Source organism: Staphylococcus sp. HMSC62B09 (genome assembly GCF_001839115.1).
GTDB classification, from domain to species: Bacteria; Bacillota; Bacilli; order Staphylococcales; family Staphylococcaceae; genus Staphylococcus; species Staphylococcus haemolyticus.
The window spans coordinates 217,284-237,401 of sequence record NZ_KV840121.1 but is presented as its reverse complement, the minus strand read 5'-3'; the positions used below and the strand labels follow the sequence as shown (position 1 = coordinate 237,401).

Annotated in this window: 19 protein-coding genes; 5 read left to right on the top strand and 14 right to left on the bottom strand. The window is 32.3% G+C overall.

Going from position 1 to position 20,118, the window contains the following annotated elements; translation table 11 throughout:
• Positions 1 to 51: 51 nt before the first annotated feature.
• Complete coding sequence (cozEa, locus tag HMPREF3265_RS04575; protein WP_070441342.1) at positions 52 to 1,137, top strand: lipoteichoic acid biosynthesis protein CozEa; 1,086 nt, start codon at positions 52 to 54, stop codon at positions 1,135 to 1,137.
• A 121-nt stretch (positions 1,138 to 1,258) separates the two neighbouring features.
• On the opposite strand, the gene fabI is transcribed toward cozEa, so the two are convergent.
• The 7 genes from fabI to HMPREF3265_RS04540 all read right to left on the bottom strand — a co-directional run bounded on the left by fabI (position 1,259) and on the right by HMPREF3265_RS04540 (position 8,332).
• A complete protein-coding gene (gene fabI, locus HMPREF3265_RS04570) occupies positions 1,259 to 2,029 on the bottom strand; it encodes an enoyl-ACP reductase FabI (RefSeq protein WP_037535483.1) in 771 nt (256 codons plus the stop codon).
• Positions 2,030 to 2,395: 366 nt separating this feature from the next.
• Positions 2,396 to 4,240: a monovalent cation:proton antiporter family protein gene (locus HMPREF3265_RS04565; RefSeq protein ID WP_070441345.1), complete on the bottom strand. Its 1,845-nt coding sequence runs from the start codon at positions 4,238 to 4,240 to the stop codon at positions 2,396 to 2,398.
• A 9-nt stretch (positions 4,241 to 4,249) separates the two neighbouring features.
• Positions 4,250 to 5,638: a magnesium transporter gene (gene mgtE / locus HMPREF3265_RS04560; protein WP_370739553.1), complete on the bottom strand. Its 1,389-nt coding sequence runs from the start codon at positions 5,636 to 5,638 to the stop codon at positions 4,250 to 4,252.
• Between the two features lie 18 nt (positions 5,639 to 5,656).
• Complete coding sequence (locus tag HMPREF3265_RS04555; protein WP_070441348.1) at positions 5,657 to 6,520, bottom strand: RluA family pseudouridine synthase; 864 nt, start codon at positions 6,518 to 6,520, stop codon at positions 5,657 to 5,659.
• Positions 6,517 to 7,326, bottom strand: coding sequence for an NAD kinase (locus HMPREF3265_RS04550; RefSeq protein ID WP_070441351.1), 810 nt, complete (start codon positions 7,324 to 7,326; stop codon positions 6,517 to 6,519). The genes HMPREF3265_RS04555 and HMPREF3265_RS04550 overlap by 4 nt, the downstream gene beginning before the upstream one ends.
• A gap of 12 nt (positions 7,327 to 7,338) precedes the next feature.
• Positions 7,339 to 7,968 carry a GTP diphosphokinase gene (locus HMPREF3265_RS04545; RefSeq protein ID WP_011276222.1) on the bottom strand — a complete coding sequence of 210 codons (630 nt, stop codon included), beginning with the start codon at positions 7,966 to 7,968 and terminating at the stop codon, positions 7,339 to 7,341.
• Positions 7,969 to 7,984: 16 nt separating this feature from the next.
• On the bottom strand, positions 7,985 to 8,332 hold the full coding sequence (locus HMPREF3265_RS04540) for a UPF0738 family protein (RefSeq protein WP_011276223.1): 348 nt from the start codon (positions 8,330 to 8,332) through the stop codon (positions 7,985 to 7,987).
• 240 nt (positions 8,333 to 8,572) lie between these two features.
• On the opposite strand from HMPREF3265_RS04540, the gene HMPREF3265_RS04535 reads away from it, so the two are divergent.
• The 3 genes from HMPREF3265_RS04535 (at position 8,573) to yjbH (ending at position 10,428) form a co-directional block, all read left to right on the top strand.
• A complete protein-coding gene (locus HMPREF3265_RS04535; protein WP_070441353.1) occupies positions 8,573 to 9,154 on the top strand; it encodes a CYTH domain-containing protein in 582 nt (193 codons plus the stop codon).
• Between the two features lie 87 nt (positions 9,155 to 9,241).
• Positions 9,242 to 9,607 carry a truncated hemoglobin YjbI gene (locus HMPREF3265_RS04530; protein WP_070441354.1) on the top strand — a complete coding sequence of 122 codons (366 nt, stop codon included), beginning with the start codon at positions 9,242 to 9,244 and terminating at the stop codon, positions 9,605 to 9,607.
• Between the two features lie 23 nt (positions 9,608 to 9,630).
• On the top strand, positions 9,631 to 10,428 hold the full coding sequence (yjbH, locus tag HMPREF3265_RS04525) for a protease adaptor protein YjbH (RefSeq protein WP_070485478.1): 798 nt from the start codon (positions 9,631 to 9,633) through the stop codon (positions 10,426 to 10,428).
• A 408-nt stretch (positions 10,429 to 10,836) separates the two neighbouring features.
• Here the strand turns inward: yjbH and pepF are convergent, their stop codons facing one another.
• The 4 genes from pepF to spxA all read right to left on the bottom strand — a co-directional run bounded on the left by pepF (position 10,837) and on the right by spxA (position 15,087).
• The gene (gene pepF / locus HMPREF3265_RS04520; RefSeq protein ID WP_070441359.1) at positions 10,837 to 12,645 is read right to left on the bottom strand and encodes an oligoendopeptidase F; all 1,809 of its coding nucleotides are present in this window, start codon (positions 12,643 to 12,645) and stop codon (positions 10,837 to 10,839) included.
• Positions 12,646 to 12,709: 64 nt separating this feature from the next.
• Positions 12,710 to 13,669, bottom strand: a complete 960-nt coding sequence (locus HMPREF3265_RS04515) for a competence protein CoiA (protein ID WP_070441362.1) — start codon at positions 13,667 to 13,669, stop codon at positions 12,710 to 12,712.
• Positions 13,670 to 13,769: 100 nt separating this feature from the next.
• The gene (gene mecA / locus HMPREF3265_RS04510; protein ID WP_070441365.1) at positions 13,770 to 14,492 is read right to left on the bottom strand and encodes an adaptor protein MecA; all 723 of its coding nucleotides are present in this window, start codon (positions 14,490 to 14,492) and stop codon (positions 13,770 to 13,772) included.
• 199 nt (positions 14,493 to 14,691) lie between these two features.
• Positions 14,692 to 15,087 carry a transcriptional regulator SpxA gene (gene spxA, locus HMPREF3265_RS04505; RefSeq protein WP_011276230.1) on the bottom strand — a complete coding sequence of 132 codons (396 nt, stop codon included), beginning with the start codon at positions 15,085 to 15,087 and terminating at the stop codon, positions 14,692 to 14,694.
• A 288-nt stretch (positions 15,088 to 15,375) separates the two neighbouring features.
• On the opposite strand from spxA, the gene trpS reads away from it, so the two are divergent.
• Positions 15,376 to 16,365 (top strand): tryptophan--tRNA ligase, encoded by a 990-nt coding sequence (gene trpS, locus HMPREF3265_RS04500; protein WP_070441368.1) that lies wholly within the window; start codon positions 15,376 to 15,378, stop codon positions 16,363 to 16,365.
• A gap of 50 nt (positions 16,366 to 16,415) precedes the next feature.
• On the opposite strand, the gene HMPREF3265_RS04495 is transcribed toward trpS, so the two are convergent.
• Genes HMPREF3265_RS04495 through HMPREF3265_RS04485 form a run of 3 tightly spaced genes read right to left on the bottom strand, consistent with a single transcriptional unit; the run spans position 16,416 to position 20,118 of the window.
• Positions 16,416 to 18,074, bottom strand: coding sequence for a peptide ABC transporter substrate-binding protein (locus HMPREF3265_RS04495; RefSeq protein ID WP_070441371.1), 1,659 nt, complete (start codon positions 18,072 to 18,074; stop codon positions 16,416 to 16,418).
• Positions 18,075 to 18,101: 27 nt separating this feature from the next.
• Positions 18,102 to 19,046: an ABC transporter ATP-binding protein gene (locus tag HMPREF3265_RS04490; RefSeq protein WP_070441375.1), complete on the bottom strand. Its 945-nt coding sequence runs from the start codon at positions 19,044 to 19,046 to the stop codon at positions 18,102 to 18,104.
• Positions 19,039 to 20,118, bottom strand: a complete 1,080-nt coding sequence (locus tag HMPREF3265_RS04485; protein ID WP_070441378.1) for an ABC transporter ATP-binding protein — start codon at positions 20,116 to 20,118, stop codon at positions 19,039 to 19,041. The genes HMPREF3265_RS04490 and HMPREF3265_RS04485 overlap by 8 nt, the downstream gene beginning before the upstream one ends.

Here is a 20,118-nt window from a genome sequence, read left to right as displayed (position 1 = left end):
GATATATACTAATTAAATAATGATCAAATGAAAATAGGAGGACGTAAGCTTATGCTTAACAAAGTTTGGTTCCGAACAGGAATTGCCCTAGTTATCTTGTTCGTGCTAATTAAATTGTTTATGGAAGTACAAAGTGTTTTTGCACCTATTGTAACCATTATCGGTTCTGTATTTCTTCCATTTATGATTAGCGGATTTTTATTCTATATCTGCTTACCTTTCCAAAGTATTCTTGAAAAGTGGGGTTTCCCGCGTTGGGCAAGTATCACTACAATTTTTATTGGTTTAATTGCTATTATTGCTATCGTAGTCGCATTTATAGCACCAATTATTATCTCTAACGTGAATAGTTTAATCAAAGCAACACCATCACTGCAAAAAGAAGCTGAACAAATTGTTAACTTCTCACTTACGCAAATGGATAAACTTCCAAGCGATGTAACAGATAGAATTAATTCTGCTGTAAAATCAATTGGTGATAGTATGACTGGAATTTTGGCTAATTCATTTACATACTTAACGTCATTTATTTCAACTGTCTTCTTACTTATCATGGTACCGTTCTTCTTAATTTACATGTTAAAAGATCATGAAAAATTTATTCCTGCTCTTGCTAAATTTTTCAAGGGAGAACGTAAAGTATTTGTAGTCGACTTAATGAAAGATTTAAACTTCACATTAAAATCATACATTCAAGGACAAGTGACTGTAAGTGTTATTTTAGGTGTCATTTTATATATTGGTTATACCATTATTGGTTTACCATATACACCTTTATTAGTACTATTTGCTGGTGTAGCTAACCTAATACCTTTCTTAGGACCATGGTTATCATTTGCACCTGCAGCTGTGCTCGGTATCATAGATAGTCCTACTACATTTATTTGGGTTTGTGTTGTTACATTAATCGCTCAACAACTTGAGGGTAATGTGATTACACCAAATGTTATGGGTAAATCTTTAAGTATTCACCCACTTACAATAATTGTTGTTATTTTAGCCGCAGGAGATTTAGGTGGTTTCACACTTATTTTAATTGCCGTACCACTCTATGCAGTACTTAAGACTATTGCGAGCAATGTCTTTAAATATCGTCAACGCATTATTGATAAAGCTAATAGCGACGTTAAAGACTAGATTAATATAAATTTAAAAAACGTTTCAGGAGTGAACTTGAATTTACAATGCATTCAAGTTCACTTCTTTTTGTAAACAAAAAAACTTGGTGCTATACACACCAAGTAATTGAATTAATTTATTATTTTATTGCGTGGAAACCACTATCTACATGGATATTCTCACCAGTTACGCCACTTGAGAAATCACTCAATAAGTAAGCAGCTGTTTTACCTACTTCTTCTTGATCCACGTTTCGTCTTAATGGTGCACGTTCTTCAATTTCTTTAAGGATTGTGTTGAAACCACCAACACCTTTAGCACTTAATGTACGAATTGGACCAGCAGAAATAGCATTTACTCGAATGTTGTCCGGGCCTAAATCATAAGCTAAATATTTAACATTAGCTTCTAAACTTGCTTTAGCTACACCCATTACATTATAGTTTTGAACGGCAAATTCACCACCAAGGTATGTTGTTGCAACAATACTACCACCGTTTGGCATTATTTTCTTCGCTTCGTGCGCAACAATTGTTAATGAATATGAACTGATATCTTGCGCAAGTAAGAAACCTTCACGTGATGTTTCAGAGAAACGTCCACGTAAGTCTTCAATATTTGCAAATGCGATAGAGTGATAAACGCCATCAATATTGCCTACTTCTTCGCCAATTTTAGCGAAACCATTTACTACATCTTCATCTTTTTGAACATCGATTTGATATAATTTTGGATCTTCTTGGTTTAATTGTTCTAATAATTTTTCTAATTCTTTGCGGCTACGGTCTTTACGATATGTGAAAACAAGTTTAGCCCCTAATTGATCTAATACCTTTGCAACACCAAATCCGATACTACGTTTATTAGCAATACCCATAATTACGAAGGTTTTATTTTCAAGATTAATCATTCGAAATAACTCCTTAATCATCGTTTTTTATATCTTAATCTCACTGTACAAACAATGTAGACTAATCTAACGTTATCATTTTACCATTTTTGCTTCATAATGATAAAGCAATATTATTACCTGGTCATACATGAGAGCTTGGTCCATAAATAATATAATGATGCTATTTTTCAAATTCGCAGAAGCTGACTGAACTGAGAGAGCCAAAAAATTGCGTATTCTCAGTTATAGTCATCCTTTCGAGCGGTGCCCTAGCAAGAAAGATTTTTATAAAGAAATTCTACAAGATAAACAAGTTGGGGTGGGACCATGAATTTAAAAAGAATTCTGTCCCACCCCTGACGCCTGTTATTGATTTTTTCTAAATCAATAATAAAATTCTAGATCTGATTTTAATTCATCTACGTATTCTTTTGAACCCGTTACGATAAGTCTATCTTTGTATCTAAGTTGTGTATCACCATGAGGCACGATTGATTCATTATTACGAATAATTCGAACGAAGATAATATCTCCACCAAATGGGAAATTACGTAGTTGAATATTTTCATATTGATGATTTAACATTTCAATTTCATACAATGATGTTTCAACATTGCTTAAAATGTTTAACATATTTGGTGTTTCAATTAAGCCTTGTAGGAAGATTTTATTACTAATGAAATTACTGAATACTTCAATACCTTCACCTTTCATTTCTTCATCTTCGTTACTATTTTCAAGTCGACAAATTACGCGTTTAACATCATGTGCTTTGGCTAATTTTGCCACATCACGGTTAAGACTATCATCATTAGCAGAACAAACTACGATGTCTTGATTGAATAGCCCTAATCTTTCTAGGAGTTGTTCTTCATAATTCGCTATTTCTACAACAGTTATATGGTCAGATAAATTACGCTTATCTCCTAAATCTTTGCGATAATATAATGTCACATTATATAAGTGTGGTGACAAGTTTTGCACAATTGGAATCGTCAATTGATTCTTGCCAATTAATGCAATATCAATTTTACGATTAGCCTCATCCGGAATTGGAAACACTTTCTTGAAAATAATCGGTACAAACACACACGTGATGATTGCACTTAAAATCAAAATGCCTGACATTTCAGATGATATTGTATTTAATTGCTCTGCAATTTTAGCAGATGCTATAACTAATGATAATGTTGAAGTAAGTAAAAATGCTGATGCTATCGTTGTCTTATTATCAAACCAACGTCTAATAAAGAAAACTGGAATTAATTTTGAAATAATAAAAGCTAGAATGAGCACTGGAATAATTAATAATAATGATGGTTCTTTAATTAATGACGGAATATTTAAATCAACTCCAACCATAATAAAGAAGATTGGTATAAAGAACCCGTATCCAAATGAATCGAGTGTATGCGCTAATTCTTCATCTGGTTTCAGTAAGGATACAACCACACCAGCTAAGAATGCGCCTAGTATATATTCAGCACCTACACCCTCTGCAAGTGCAACTAATAGAATAATTAATGCAAAGATTGCTCTTATACCTATTTGTGTAGTACCACCAATTAAGCGATGTAAAAATTTCATACGCTTAAATACAACGCCTAGTATATAGAAAATAGCAGTAAATACAAGTAAAATTGCTGAAAGCCAAACTGAACCATTACCACTACCATTGATACCACCGTAAATAGTTAACAGTACCATCGTTACTAGGTCAGCCAATACGGCTACTAATAATATAAATTGACCGATAGTTGTACGCATTATATTCATTTCTTTTAAAGTAGGCACTACGACACCTAGTGATATCGTTGATATGATAATTATCATTAATAACACATCATTTACGAGTCCTAACCATTTGAACGCGTAAGCTAATATTACTGATATAATCATAATAAATGCGAATACGGTTAGCGCTAAATTAAGATGGCTTGGTACATCTTTTTCATGTTTGTTCGTACCTTGTCGATTTCTCTTATCTTTTTTAAAAGTGCTAAAGTCAATCTCTAAACCACTTAAAAACATTAAAAAGATAAAGCCCAACGTTGATAATATATTAAGCATACTATCTTTATGTACTAGATTTAAGAAAGACTGTCCAATAATAATACCCATGATGATTTCGGCTACAACCACTGGTAAAAAATTGATGTTCAGTCTATTTATAATAATTGGTGTAAAAAATGCTGCTAGAACTACAATGACTAGTGAAAAGAACTCCATTTTGTCCCCCTATGTTAAATATGACATGAATGTTGTTGCTAAACCAAAGTAAATTAACATACTTACAATATCATTAATTGTTGTAATAAATGGTCCGCTGGCTACGGCTGGATCAATATTCAGTTTATTCATAAATAACGGAATCATAGAACCAACTAACGTACCAACCGTCATTGCAATAGTAAGACTGCCTCCAACTATTAGTGCTAAAAATGGTTGTCTATATATAACAACGATGATAATAAATAAAACAGTGGCACAAACTAATCCTGAAAGCAAGCCACTTCCCGCTTCTCTCAATGCAACCTTAAATTTACTTTGTTCATCAATTTCCCCAGTAGAGATATTACGTACAGACACCGCAAGTGATTGTGTACCAGAATTTCCGGACATACCACTAATAATAGGTATAAATGCAGCTAATAATGCAACTTGTGATAATGTTGCCTCAAAACCACCTAATATAGTAGCGGTAATCATTCCTAAAAATGTAAGAATGATAAGCCACGGTAATCGTTTAGTAGCAGTCTTCACAACAGAATCATTTGTTGAGTCAATATCAGATACCCCAGCTAAACGAGAGTAGTCTTCACTTGCCTCTTCATCCATAACATCTAGAATATCATCAATTGTAATAATACCAAGTAAATGTTGTTGATAATCTATTACTGGCATTGCAATAAAGTCATAGTCTCTCATCTTTTGAGCTACATCTTCTTGGTCATCTGCTACATTAACGCTAATCACACGCCCACTCATTATATCCTCTATATATGCATCATTTTCAGCTACAATTAAATCTCTTAAAGATAATACTCCAACTAATTGTCCATCGGTATTAATGGCAAAAATAACATAAATCGTTTCGGCATCTGGTGCTTGTTCTTTTACTAACATTAATGCTTCTTTAACTGGAGTATTGGCATCTAATGAGATATATTCCGTCGTCATGATACCGCCAGCTGTATCTTCTTCATAATGTAATAGATGCTTAATTTCATTAGCATCGTCACGGTTCATTAACGTTAGCAAACTAGCTACTTTCGGTTTCGAAAGTTCATTTAATATATCTACAGCATTATCCGAAGACATCTCTTCTAAAACTTTACTAGCATAATGTGCATTCATCGTATCAAAAAGGTCTTCATATGCTTCATCATCTATTTCTAATTGTTCAAAGAATTCCCCTACTTCTTGAGGTGATAAAAATTCAAATATCTTTTGTCTATTTTCATTCGTAGTGTCTTCAAAATATTCACTTTGTTCATATTCGTGCATTGCTAGAAATTCTTCTCTAAAACGATCAATATCGTCTTGTTTTAATAGATCATCTAACAAATTTTGGTTATACACTTCGTCAGTATTATAGTCATTATTTTCTGTTTCTAATGACAACATCAACACCTCCAAATCTTATTATAATTCTGCAAAAATGTTTTGTAGCCATTTATAATCTATTTCTATCTCAATTTCTCTATTATAAATTGGATGTATGAATGTCACTTTATAGCATTGTAAAGATTGCGTATGAATTTCAGGATGACTTCCTTCATATAAATCATCACCAACAAGAGGATGTCCTATATAATTAAAATGAACGCGTATTTGATGCGTTCTTCCAGTATGTAATTTAATTTCACATAAGCTCGCTTCAGGTTTGGCCATTACTGTTTCATATGAAGTCTTTGCGTATTTTCCTGAAGCATCAACTTTCCTAGTAATAATACTCTGGCTATCTCTAGCAATCGGTTCTTCTATAACACCATTCAATAGCATTTGACCATAACATACACACATATACCTTTTATCTATTGCACTCGTCGTCATTAAATGATGGATATGCCCATGCTTAGTAAATATTACAATCCCTCTAGTGTTACGGTCTAAACGTGTAACAATATGCGGTACGATCAATGTATCGATTAACTGACCAACATTTAAATAATAAAGTACACGTTCTATCAAACTATCGTGCGGATGTTCTCTTGACGGAGTGCTATTTAAATAGTTTGGTTTTGACACAATAATTAAATAATCATCTTCATACAATATTTCAATTGGATTACGTGATGGAATCAAATATGAGCTAGGTGTTTCATCAGGTAACGCAATAGTTAACTCATCACCTGGCATCATCATTTTTCTGACAGTTGCATGACTGTTATTAATAATTAAAGCGCCATTATGTTTAATGGCGCTAATTGTCTTTTTAGAATATTGATGACGCTGCAAAAAAGACTTAAGCATTTCATTATGCTGTATCACGTATTCAAATTTCATCGTCCATCTTCACTTTCAATGAATGAATCATGTACTCTTTTCCAAAATGGGAAAGGTCTAAATCTAGCAAAACGCACTTTCTCATTAGCCACTCTAAACTGAATACCATTGACATTTTTATGTTTTAAACTAACATGATCAATTGTTGTTAAAATGGTATCATGATTAACAGGTGTAATTAAACATGTATGATGCTTTGGCAAAACAAGTGGTGAACCCACTGTTCTAAATACTCTATTATTGATAGAGGCTATTTCTGCAATCTGCATAGCTTCAAGTGAGGGATGTATTAGTGCTCCACCTAATGCCTTATTATAAGCAGTTGAACCTGAAGGAGTTGATATACATAAACCGTCACCTCTAAAACGTTCAAATTGCTTACCACGAATGCCCACATCAACTACAAGTGTTGAACCATTTTCCGTTTTCATTGTTGCTTCATTTAAAGCTAAATAACGTGTTTCATAACCATTATCATTGTATCTGACAATAATTTCTAATAATGGATATTCAATGACTTGAAATTCAGAGTTATTAATTTCAATAATTAATTTCTCAACTTCATGAGGTAACCAATCAGCATAAAAACCTAAATGTCCTGTATGTACACCTACAAATGCCACTTGAGAAAGCATGTGGCTGTATTGATGAAAGGCTTGTAATAAAGTTCCATCTCCACCTACAGAAATAACAATTTCTGGATTAACGGAATCTTCTACCATGTGGAAATCTTTCATATGATTTATCATTTTATGCTTTAAAGCATTGGATTTTGAATCACCTTTAGACAAGATAGTATAACGCATCCCCACACCTCATTAGTCATGTTTTTTTGCACGTTTTTGAGAATAATATTTCTGTGCTTCTTGAATTTCATCTTTAATCTCAGACATCTCTTCATCTAGAAGATATGCCGCTTCAGCTGCACGCTCAAGACGATGCTGAATTTCCGCTGGATAATCCCCGTCATATTTATATCTTAATGTATGCTCAATTGTAGCCCAGAAATTCATTGCTAATGTTCGTATTTGTATTTCCGCTAAAATGGCTTTCTGACCGTTTAATGTTTCAATTGGATATTCAATAATCACATGATATGAACGATAACCACTTTGTTTTGTGTTATTGATGTAGTCACGTTCCTCAATCACTTTGAAATCTTGTCGTTGTCTAAGCATATTAACAACCACATCGATATCGTCCACAAATTGACACATCATTCTAAGACCAGCAATGTCGTACATCTCTTCACGTAGTCTATCAAATGGTATCCCCCTTTTATTCGCCTTATCAATAATACTCGTAATTGGTTTTACTCGACCAGTAACGAATTCAATGGGTGAAGCATCTTCTCCAACTTCATATTGCTTACGCAAACCTTTTAATTTTACCTTTAATTCATCAACGGCTTGTTTATATGGTGTTAAAAATTGATCCCATTGATTCATATTGTTTCACTCCGCTTCACTTTAGGTCAAAAGTTTCTTCAACAGCTGAAACAAACTCCTTACCATAGTTATTATTTCCTTCAACATTCTCAAGTATGTAATCTAATTCCTCTTGAAAATGTTCTAAAACCAAGTCATCGTTTACTATTAGTTTCTTGCCTCTATTCTCATGCAACATGGACCATGTTTCTTGAACGAAAATCAAGTAATCATATGATTGTCCGTCATCTAATAAGTAGGCAAATCCGTAATTATCACTATCAACAAGCATTTGTCCTACTTCTACTAATCCATCAGTTGGATCTTCTGAGTAGCAATAAATGCCATCATCTTTAATTTTAATTTCATTTACATAAATACGCATGCTTGTTCCTCCTTATTATTCTTTATTAGTTTAACATAATTTAACTGTATAACACACGTTTGAAATGCACTTCTTACTCGTCTATACACTATTGAACGAAACTCATTATGTTGTGACAAATCAATTTATAAACTATACTTATGTACTCAGATTTACTCTTTTATTCATATATAATTACTTTAAATATTTATATAACTCAGTCATAATGAACTAAAATAAATGGATTTAGAGGTGCAAATTATGGCGACAAATAATGAAATAGAATTCAAACAATTACTAAGTAAAGATGTGTACGATAAATTTAAATATACTTTTTTTGAACATAAAGAACCTTTTATTCAAATAAACTACTATATTGATACTCCTAACTTCATATTGCGAGATCATAAATCTGCATTACGAATCCGAGTTAAAAACGACACATATGAAATGACCTTAAAAGTGCCAGCCGACGTAGGTTTGATGGAATATAATCATATGGTCAAATATATACCTGAAACAGGTGATATAATATCCAATAACTCACTACCAGAAGATATACGAGAAATTGTCGAATCATATGGTATTAATGACAATGAATTAACTATATTAGGCGCATTAAGAACAGCTCGTTTAGAAACGAACTATAAAAATGAATTGTTAGTATTAGATCGAAGTGATTATTTCGACAAAGTTGATTATGAGTTAGAATTTGAAGTTACTGACTATAACAATGGTTTGAAAAAATTTCATAGTTTATTAGAAGAATTTAATCTTAAGCACACCGTACCTAACAATAAAGTTCAACGTTTCTTTGACTATAAGAATCAAATTGACAAGTAGCAGTACGTCGCTGTAAAAAGTCAAATTACTTTTAAATGTAAAAATTCATGTTATATTAGTAATATATTAACGGAAATTGGTGATATTATGTCTAAAACGCCATACGATATTATAGGTGAAACAGCACTTTATAATATGATTGATCATTTCTATGCTCTAGTTGAGAAAGATGACAGAATCAATCATTTGTTCCCTGGGGATTTTGCCGAAACGAGTAGAAAACAAAAGCAATTTCTCACTCAATTTCTAGGTGGACCGAACCTATATACTAAAGAACATGGGCATCCGATGTTAAAAAAAAGACATATGGAATTTAAAATTACAACTTATGAGAGAGATGCATGGTTAGAAAATATGCATACTGCAATAACCGAAGCACAGTTTCCAGCTGGTGTTGGAGACTATTTATATGAACGTTTACGTCTAACCGCAAACCACATGGTAAATTCCTAAATATAATTGAAGGTGAGTAAAACATGGCTGAAGAACTAAAAATTGTAGACAATAGAAGTCGTGAAGATGCTAATCTGTCACCTGTAAATAAAATTGAAATTTATTCATTTTTTGATCCATTTAATACAGATTGCTTTAAATTATCAGCGATTATTTCTAAATTAAGAATTGAATATAATCAATATATACGTATCAGACATATTCTAAACCCTTCATTGAAAGTACTTACTAAGTGCCAAGCACAAAGTACATCTGATTTTGATAATATCGCCTTAGCTTATAAAGCGGCTGAATTACAAGGTCGTTTAAGAGCGGAACGTTTCATCCATTTAATGCAAAATGAAATTATTCCTAAGAAGGATATTATTACGGAAGAAATGATTTGTGACTGCATCATTAATGCAGGTTTAGATTACAATGAATTCAAAGAAGATTTACAAAAAAGCAAATTAACTGAAAGTTTAAAAATAGATTTACACATTGCTCGAGAAATGGAAATTGAGCAAGCACCTTCACTCGTATTTTTCAGTGAAGATGTTCATGAGGAAGGCCTGAAAGTAGAAGGATTATATCCATATCACATTTACACATATATTATTAATGAATTAATGGGTACGCCAATTGAAAAAAATCTTCCACCTAAAATTGCGCATTATATTCAAAAGAAACAACTCGTTACTATGGAAGAACTATTGACCATATATGAGTGGCCTGAAAAGTTAATGACAAAAGAACTTAAGAAATTGGCGTTACAACAAAAAGTAGAAAAACTTCAATATCCTGAAGGAGATTTTTGGCAATCAAAAATGCCTAGAATATAGGGTAACTAACAATAGCCATTCAATGATGATTATATTCATGCATTGGATGGCTTATTTTTGTGTACCCATCAATTTAAGGTTGAACGACTCTGTTTCTATTATTGTTATATAAATCAATTGCAATGTATAGTAATGGCGTCGAAGTACAATGATAAAATTTATCTACAATGGGGAATTAATTGATAGTGGTAGTTATAAAAAAAAGAGCATAAAAAAACGCCGTGTCTGATTACACGACGCTAAACAAAGGGGATGGGAGAAATTTTTCACTTCAAACAAAGGGGTAGTTTGTTATGTGATTAATTTCATGTTCATAATATAACACGCTAATATAGGTATTTCAATATTAAAGATCCCTTATTTCAAAATTGTCACAAACTTGACATATTGTAAACGGATACAGTCATTCTAAGCTTTCATAAGTTTTTCAAAAGCATCTAATTTTTGTTCAAAGACCTCACAAGCTTGCTCAATAGGTTCTGGTGAAGTCATATCCACACCGGCATTTTTCAGAATCTCAATTGGATAATTAGAACTTCCTTTTTTCAAGAATTCATTAATATATCTTTCAACTGCAGGTTTACCCTCAGTTAAAATTTGATGACTTAAACTTTGTGCTGCACTATATCCGGTAGCATATTGATATACATAGTAATTCATATAGAAATGAGGAATTCTTGACCATTCTTTGCTAATATTGTCATCTGTTTCAACAACATCACCAAAGTATTGTTTATTCAATTTAGCATATTCATCATTCATACGTGTTGCAGTTAATGGTTCGCCTGCTTCTTCAATTTGATGAATTTTATGTTCGAATTCTGCGAACATAGTCTGACGGAATAAAGTCGCTCTGAATCTTTCAAGTTCCTGATTTAATAATAATAAACGACGTTCATCGTCTAAATGTTTATCCATATAATCACTTAGTAATGCTTCATTACAAGTTGATGCAACTTCAGCAACAAAGATTGAATAATCACTAGAATTAGATGGTTGATGTTTACGACTGAAATAACTATGTGCTGAATGACCAAATTCGTGAATTAGCGTATATAAATCAGATACAGTATCTGACCAATTTAATAAAATGAATGGGTTAGTTAAATGTGCACCAGATGAGTAACCGCCTGATCGTTTGCCTTTATTTTCATAAACGTCGACCCATCGATTATTCAAACCTTCTTTTACTACATCAAGGTACTCTTCACCCATAGGTTCTAACGCTTTTAACATCCATTCTTTTGCTTCTTCATAAGGTATTTCGAATTTAACGTCCTTAACCATTGGCGTATATAAATCGTACATTTTCAGCTCATCAACGTCTAATAATTCTTTTCTTAGTTTCGTGTATCTGTGCAATAACGGTAAATATTTATGCACAGTTTTTACTAAATTATCATAAACTTCTTCTGGTATATGATTATTACTTAACGCACGCTCACGAGCTGTTTTATAGTTATGTGTTCGAGCATTAAAGACATTCTTCTTAACTTCCCCTGCTAATGTTGAACCTAGAGTATTATTATAAGCACCGTAAGCTTTATATAAATTATTATATGCTGATTGACGTAACTCGCGATCATCAGATTCTAAATATTTGATAAAAGTTCCTTGTGTTAATGGATGTTTTTCACCATCTTTATCTACTGCATCTTCAAATTCTAAATCTGCATTACTAAACATACCGTACACATTACTTGGTGTAGATAGGGCATCTTGAGCCTCAGTAAGTAATTTCTCTTGCTCGGCATCTAAAATGTGTGGTCGTTTTTCATTGATAAGTTTTAAATCAAATTCATAACGTTTTAAGTTGTCGTTAGTTTCGATAAATGATTGAAGTTTATCTTCATCAATTTGAAGAATTTCTGGTACTAAGAAACTCCATGCTGAACTAATTTTAATTATAAGTTGATGTGCGCGTGACTCGAATCCTGTATATTTATCGTTTGAAGTATCTTGGTCTTGTTTTAAATGTGCATAGACATATACTTTCTCTAGTTTAGTACCAATTTCATCTTCTAATGCAAGCGCATCATATAATGTATCAGCACTATCTGCTAAGTGCCCTTTAAATTGCTCTTCTTTACCTAGATAACCTTCAACCTCTTTTAATGCTTCTTCAAAAGCTTCATCACTTTTAAAAATCGTTGTTAAATCCCACGTATCATTTGGATATTTACGTTCTTGCTCTTCTCTTGTTAATTGTTGACTCATATAGTAAACCTCCTATAATAACTAATGTTATAATTTTCTCATTATTCCCTATAAATTGCACGTTTTAACTATATTTAATGTAATGATTAATGAGTTCTGAGACAACACAATCCATAGAAATAGTGTTAAGGTACATCTGTCTAAATTTAAGAAAGGCTTTTAAACGCTGATGTACATCACACTCTTGTTCATTAAATAATTTTAATTGTAATTGCCACTGAACTGGATGATTCTCAATATAGAGTTGATAAGGGAATATGTAGCCGAAGTTATGATAAATAGCCTCATCTGTTAATCTTAACTGGTACATTGCGCTTAACGATGGTTCAAGGACAGAATTTTTCCTTCTACATTGATTCAAGTAATAATGTATTTCAGATTTAGTTAGCTTGAAAATGTGTTGATATGGCGTAGGCATTATACTAATCTGATTCACTAATTCATTGATTTTAATTACTGTTTGTTTTGCGATAAATTGTCTGCCACCAATATGCTGAATTTGACTATATAAAACAACACACTTGTTTTTTTGATTCCATACATATAAACACCTGTTAATTGGATGAATAAAATGTGCTTGAAATGAATTGAGATATAGCCTTCCCATATGATATCGACAATCTTGAATTAACCAAATGACTTCCATATTCAGCTGTTTAAATCCCTTTGTTCGTTCTATGATCTCTTCAATACCTATTCTAGAAAATTGAATTTCAATTACATATTTTGAATTCACTAGTATGTCTGGGTATTGTTGAATAGTTGGACAATAAGGTTCAATTTGAACGTGATAATGTAGTTGTGATAACATCTTCGCAATAAAACACTTTACAAAGTAATGTTGTTCGGATTCTTGTTTTGCACAATAACATACGCTATCAACCTTATGCGCGAAATGCGGGATTTTTTTTGTGCCACATTTGTATAGTAGTTGTGAGCTACAATGCGGACAAAAATAGCTGTTTTGTTTCTTTGCACGATGTGCATATACTTGCTCGCCTTGTTGATTTATAGCAATTAACATAAATTTCACTCACCTCATAAGAATAAACGTATGAAATGGTGATTTTACTTTTCAACAAAAAAAAACGAAGCAATATTCATTGCCTCGGTAAAAACTTTCATTATTCAACTGTGTCTGGGAAATAACGTCTCACTTGAGCAGTTACATTATGACTCATAATAATCTTAGCATAATCATTTAAGTATACTTCAGTTTTATCTGTTGGATATGCAAACTCTAACATCTGACTATAACTATCGTTAATCGTTTCTTGACTGACTGATTCATCAAAGTGAATAGCATAGTAATATTTATTGTCATTCATATATAATAAATCTTCAAATTCATCAGTTGATAAATTATGGTGATATGCATAACTAATAACTTGCTCTAAATCATCAAATTTAACGATAACTGTTCTTATGTTCGGACGTTGTTTCGTTTGTTTTTGTTCAGATTTATGAGAGTGCTTTTGTTGTTGTGCTCTTTGTTCGAATAAATCTTCAATGCTCTCTTCATTTTCTAATGTGTTTGCAAGTAATTCGTTAACTTGTTCTTCAAATTGCTCGTTTGCATCTTCATCAGACATATTCGTAGCTTCTTCATTTTTAGATTTAGAAATCGTAACTTCCACACCTTTTTCAAAGGCATGTACTTGTATCCAAAGAGGTCCTTCAACTACGAAGTCTTCTTCTTCATTGATTTCATCCATCATTGACCAGAAGAATTCTTCGCCTCTCTTACGGTTAGTCCATAAATCTTCTCGACTGAATCCTCTAGCTTCAATATCACTATAAGTTATAAATAATTTGACTGTTGTATCATCAACGCGTTCTATTCTCATATCATCTCACTCCTTACAGTCGATGAATAGTAACCATATTGTATTAGAGCGTGGTGGAAATTACAATTTATTTGTTTGATTAAATTTAACTATTTTACAATCGTTATATATACTAACATATTCCCTTTTTTAGTTACAAAAAAACAGCACTAAAATAGTGCTGTTTCATATTATTATAATCTTCAATTAAATTTTAAAATTAATCAACAAGACGTTGCGCTTCTTGTAATTGGAAAGTACGAACCTTTCTAGGTAAGAAACGTCTGATTTCATCTTCGTTATAGCCAACCTGTAAACGTTTTTCATCTAGAATAATTGGACGACGTAATAGTCCTGGATTATCTTGAATAATCGCATAAAGATCTTGTAGTGGTAAAGAATCAATGTCAACGTTTAATTTTTGGTATGTTTTAGAACGAGTAGAAATAATTTCGTCAGTACCGTCTTCAGTCATTTTTAAAATTTGTTTGATTTCATCAATTGTTAAATGTTCAGAAAAAATGTTACGCTCCGTATATGGAATGTCATGTTCTTGTAACCATGCTTTCGCTTTACGGCAAGATGTGCAACTTGGTGAAGTAAATAATGTTACCATACATCTCACTCTCCTATTGAATGAATATTATTCATTATTTTTGAATTTATTGATTAAGAAATGATAATTTATTTAGTCCTCTTAACCTTACAATATTAGTATAACCAACTAACATTAAAATTAAATGAGAAAACCCTAATTTTTCTGAGAAATCTCAAATTTTCTAAAAACCTAAATTTAAAAGCTTAGAATTAACGTATAACTACATACTAACATAACTTACATTTTAAAGAAATACTGTTATAATTTAAATAATATGAATTAAAACTAAGAAAGTAGGCATCTAATATGGAGACATTATTTTCAGGAATTCAACCTAGTGGAATACCCACAATTGGTAATTATATTGGGGCATTAAAACAATTTGCTGATGTTCAAAATGATTATGATTGTTATTTTTGCATCGTCGACCAACATGCAATTACTGTGCCACAAGATAAAATCAAATTACGTAAACAAATCCGTCAACTTGCGGCTATTTATTTAGCATCTGGCATAAACCCAGAAAAAGCTACCTTATTTATACAATCTGAAGTACCAGCACACGTGCAAGCAGGTTGGATGCTCACAACAATTTCAAGTGTTGGAGAACTTGAACGTATGACTCAATATAAAGATAAAGCTCAAAAACGTACTGATGGTATTCCAGCAGGTTTACTAACTTACCCACCATTAATGGCTGCAGATATTGTGATATACAATACTAATATTGTTCCAGTTGGTGAAGACCAAAAGCAACATATGGAATTAACACGTAACTTAGTCGAACGTTTTAATAGTCGTTATAATGACATTTTGGTTAAACCAGAAATTCGTATGCCTAAAGTAGGTGGTCGCGTCATGAGTTTACAAGACCCAACGAAGAAAATGAGTAAAAGTGATGATAATCATAAAAACTTTATTTCATTACTAGACGAGCCTAATGTGGCAGCAAAGAAAATTAAAAGTGCTGTAACAGATTCAGATGGAATTATTAAATTTGATCGTGATAACAAACCAGGTATTTCAAATTTATTAACAATTTACTCTAGCTTAACAAATGAATCTATTAAAGATTTAGAAGCTAAGTACGAAAATGAAGGATACGGTAAGTTCAAAACAGACTTATCAGAAATCGTCAAAGATTTCTTAATTAACTTCCAAGAAAAATATAATGAATTTTACAATTCAGATAAACTAGATGAAATCCTAGATCATGGTCGCGATAAAGCTCAAAAAGCGTCATTCAAAACATTGAAAAAAATGGAACGTGCCATGGGATTGGGACGTAAAAGATAATACATTAGTAATAGAAATAGCCATGGAAATCATTCCCATGGCTATTTCTATTATTCACTTTTCTTTTTTTTACCTGTTTCACGATCAATAGATTTATCGATATACACGTGCTTAAGTGTAGTATCTGGACCTACTTTGTGATACTGTAACCCTTTAACTTGTGGATTTGTTAAATGTGCTTCTCCTTTTTGATATATAGGTGCAACTGGTGCGTCGTGAAGTAAAATACTTTCAGCTTTTTGTAAAGCTTCATTTCTCTTATCAGATTCACGTAGTAAAGAACCATTAGCTTCTTTGATAAGATTATCGTATTCTTCGTTACCCCAATCAGTATTATTTTGAGCATTACCTTTTGTCATTATTTCCAAGAAAGCCGTTGGGTCTGGATAGTCAGGACTCCATCCTGAATATGACGTTTCATAATTATTTGCTAGCTCTAGAGTTGTTTTTTGTTTAAATGGCATTTGTTTAATTTTTAGAGTAACACCAGGTAAATTTGTTTCAATCTGCGATTTTATATATTCAGCAGCAATCTTCGCTGCTGGGGTGTCTTGAGTATTCATAGTAAAAGTAAATTCTTTTTTACCTAATTCTTTTTGCGCAATTTCCCAATTTTGTTTTGCTTCTTTGGTATCATATTTTAATGGAGATGAAACTGTACTTGCGAAATCTTTGCCGTCTGGTGTTTTAGCAGTTCCAATACCAGTGAAATTATCTGAGGCTAAAGAACCGTCATTTAAAACAGATTTTACATATCCTTTTTTATTAATAGCTTGCGCAATAGCTAATCTTAAGTGTTTATTTTTAAATTCCGGAACAGTTTTTTCGTTCATTTTAATATAGAATGTAGCAGCAGTTAAACGATGGTTCAATGCTTTACTATTTTTATATTTGTTAACCTGCTCAGATGTTACGATTGTATCATCAACCGAATCTGTATCATATAATGATGCACCAGCTTGTTGATCTTTTAGTACTTTATAATTTACTTTATCTAATTTAACATTCTTTTTATCCCAATACTTGTCATTTTTTACAAGTTGAATTTTATCTTCCACTTGCCAATTAATTACTTTAAAAGGTCCATTATATACTGCTCTATCGGCTTTTGTACCATATTTTTCTCCATATTTTTTGGCAATTTTAGAATTTTGAGGATCAAAAGTATTTAAAGCCAATAGTTCATTTATATAAGGCACAGGTTTTTCTAATTCAACTTGAAGTTTATATTTATCTAGTGCTTTAATTCCTAATTCACTCACTGGTTTTTTTCCTGAATTAACTAAATCTGCATTTTTAATATCACTCATTATGTAAGCAAATTCAGATGCTGTTTTGGGGTCCACAACTTTTCTCCATGCATAAACAAAGTCATCCGCAGTTACTGGGTCACCGTTAGACCACTTAGCATTTTTTCTTAAATTAATTGTTAAAGTTTTGCCCCCGTTACTTTTTTTAGGCATTTCTTTAGCTACACCTAAAGTAACCTTATCGCCTTTATCAATTGAATATAGGCCTTCAAATGCTTGGCCAGCTATATCTCCTGATACTGCATCTGTAATTAATGCCGTATCTAAAGTACTTATATCTTGTGTAATAACTTTTCTAAAGACTTGACCATCATCTGAATATAAACTTTTATTATTACTACAAGCTGAAAGTACTAAAACCACTATTAATAAAGTTGCTATATATTTTAAAGATTTCATAGTAAATTCATCCTCCTTCCCCTGCATTTAAACGCTTTGCGTTTGATGTTCTTGTTTTAATTGAGCAGCTTCTTCATCAGTTACAAAAACATAATGATCTGGTCTTATTTCTTGAAGTTTTCGCTCAGAATTTTTAGATTCATCTTCTTGATATGCTACACGTTTACGTGTTCTCTCACTATCTGGGTCAGGTTGAGGAATCGCTGATAACAATGATTTCGTATAATCATGTAATGGGTGATAATAAATTTCGTCAGCTGAACCTAATTCAACAATTTTCCCAAAATGCATTACCGCAATACGGTCAGAAATATATTTAACCATTGATAAATCATGGGCAATAAATAAGAAGGTAATTCCTCTTTCTCGTTGAAGTTTTAACATTAAATTAACTACCTGAGCTTGTATTGATACATCTAGAGCTGAAATAGGCTCATCCGCAATAATAAATTCTGGTTCCACTGCTAGCGCACGCGCGATACCGATACGTTGACGTTGTCCACCAGAAAATTCGTGTGGATATCTATTCGCATGTTCTTTACTTAAACCTACCGTTTCAAGTAAGTCATAAACACGACGTTTACGGTCTTTTTTACTGCTTGCTAATTTATGTATATCAATACCTTCTGCAACGATATCCATGACCTTTAATCTAGGGTTAAGTGATGCATATGGATCTTGGAAAATCATTTGAATCTTTTTATTAAACTTTAATAAATCTTTACGTTTAGAAATTTTTTGAATATCCTGTCCTTCATATAAAATTTCTCCACTTGTAATATCATTTAGCTTTATAATTGCTTTACCTGTAGTCGATTTACCACATCCTGACTCTCCAACTAACCCTAATGTTTCCCCTTTATAGATATCAAAAGATATGTCCTCAATGGCTCTTACTTCATTACGTTTACCTTCATTAAAATATTGTTTTAAATTTTTAATTTCTAATAATACTTCATTATTTTTATCCATCGAACGACACCCTTTCTACTTGACGTGGTTTGTCATAATTATTTGGCATATGACGTTGTTTCTGTTTAACCATCTCAGACGGTTCTACTTTAGGTGCACGTTCGTCTAATAACCATGACTTAACAAAATGAGTCGGCGACACTTTGAACCAAGGTGGCTCTTGTTTAAAGTCAATATCTAAAGCATACTGGCTTCTTCTCGCAAAAGCATCGCCTTTTGGAGGATGTAATAAATCAGGTGGTGTTCCTGGAATCGCAATTAGTTCTGTATCATTACTAGTAGTTAAATCAGGCATTGATGATAATAATCCCCATGTATAAGGATGCTTAGGGTCATAAAATATTTCCTCAACATTCCCTGTTTCAATCATTTGTCCTCCGTACATAACAGCTACTCTATCTGCAATATTAGCTACTACACCTAAATCATGGGTAATAAATATGATTGATGTATCAATCTTTTTCTGCAAATCTTTCATTAAATCTAAAATTTGAGCTTGCATTGTTACGTCCAATGCTGTTGTTGGTTCATCTGCAATCAATACTTTAGGTTCACAAGCTAAAGCTGTTGCGATAACAATTCTTTGTCTTTGTCCACCTGAAAACTGATGTGGAAAAGCTTTAAAACGTTTCTCTGCATTTGGTAAGCCTACTAAATTTAATATTTCTAAAGCACGTTTTTTGGCTTCAGATTTACTATAATTTTTATGTTTAATAAGTGGCTCCATTACCTGTTTACCAATTTGCATCGTTGGATTAAGTGATGTCATAGGATCTTGGAATATCATTGAAATGTCTTTTCCACGTAATTTGATTAATTCACTTTCCGATTTAGTAGCTAAATCTTCTCCCAAAAAATCGATTTTACCTTTTTTTATTCTTCCAACATCCCCTTGGAATAACTTTGTAATTGCTTTAGTGGTTACTGATTTTCCAGAACCAGACTCTCCCACTATTGCTAACGTTTCCCCTTTGTTCAAATAAAAATCTACGCCTCTAACCGCTTGCACTTCCCCAGCAGTAATATCAAAGGAAACATGCAAGTCGTTGACTTCTAATACTCTTTCTGACAT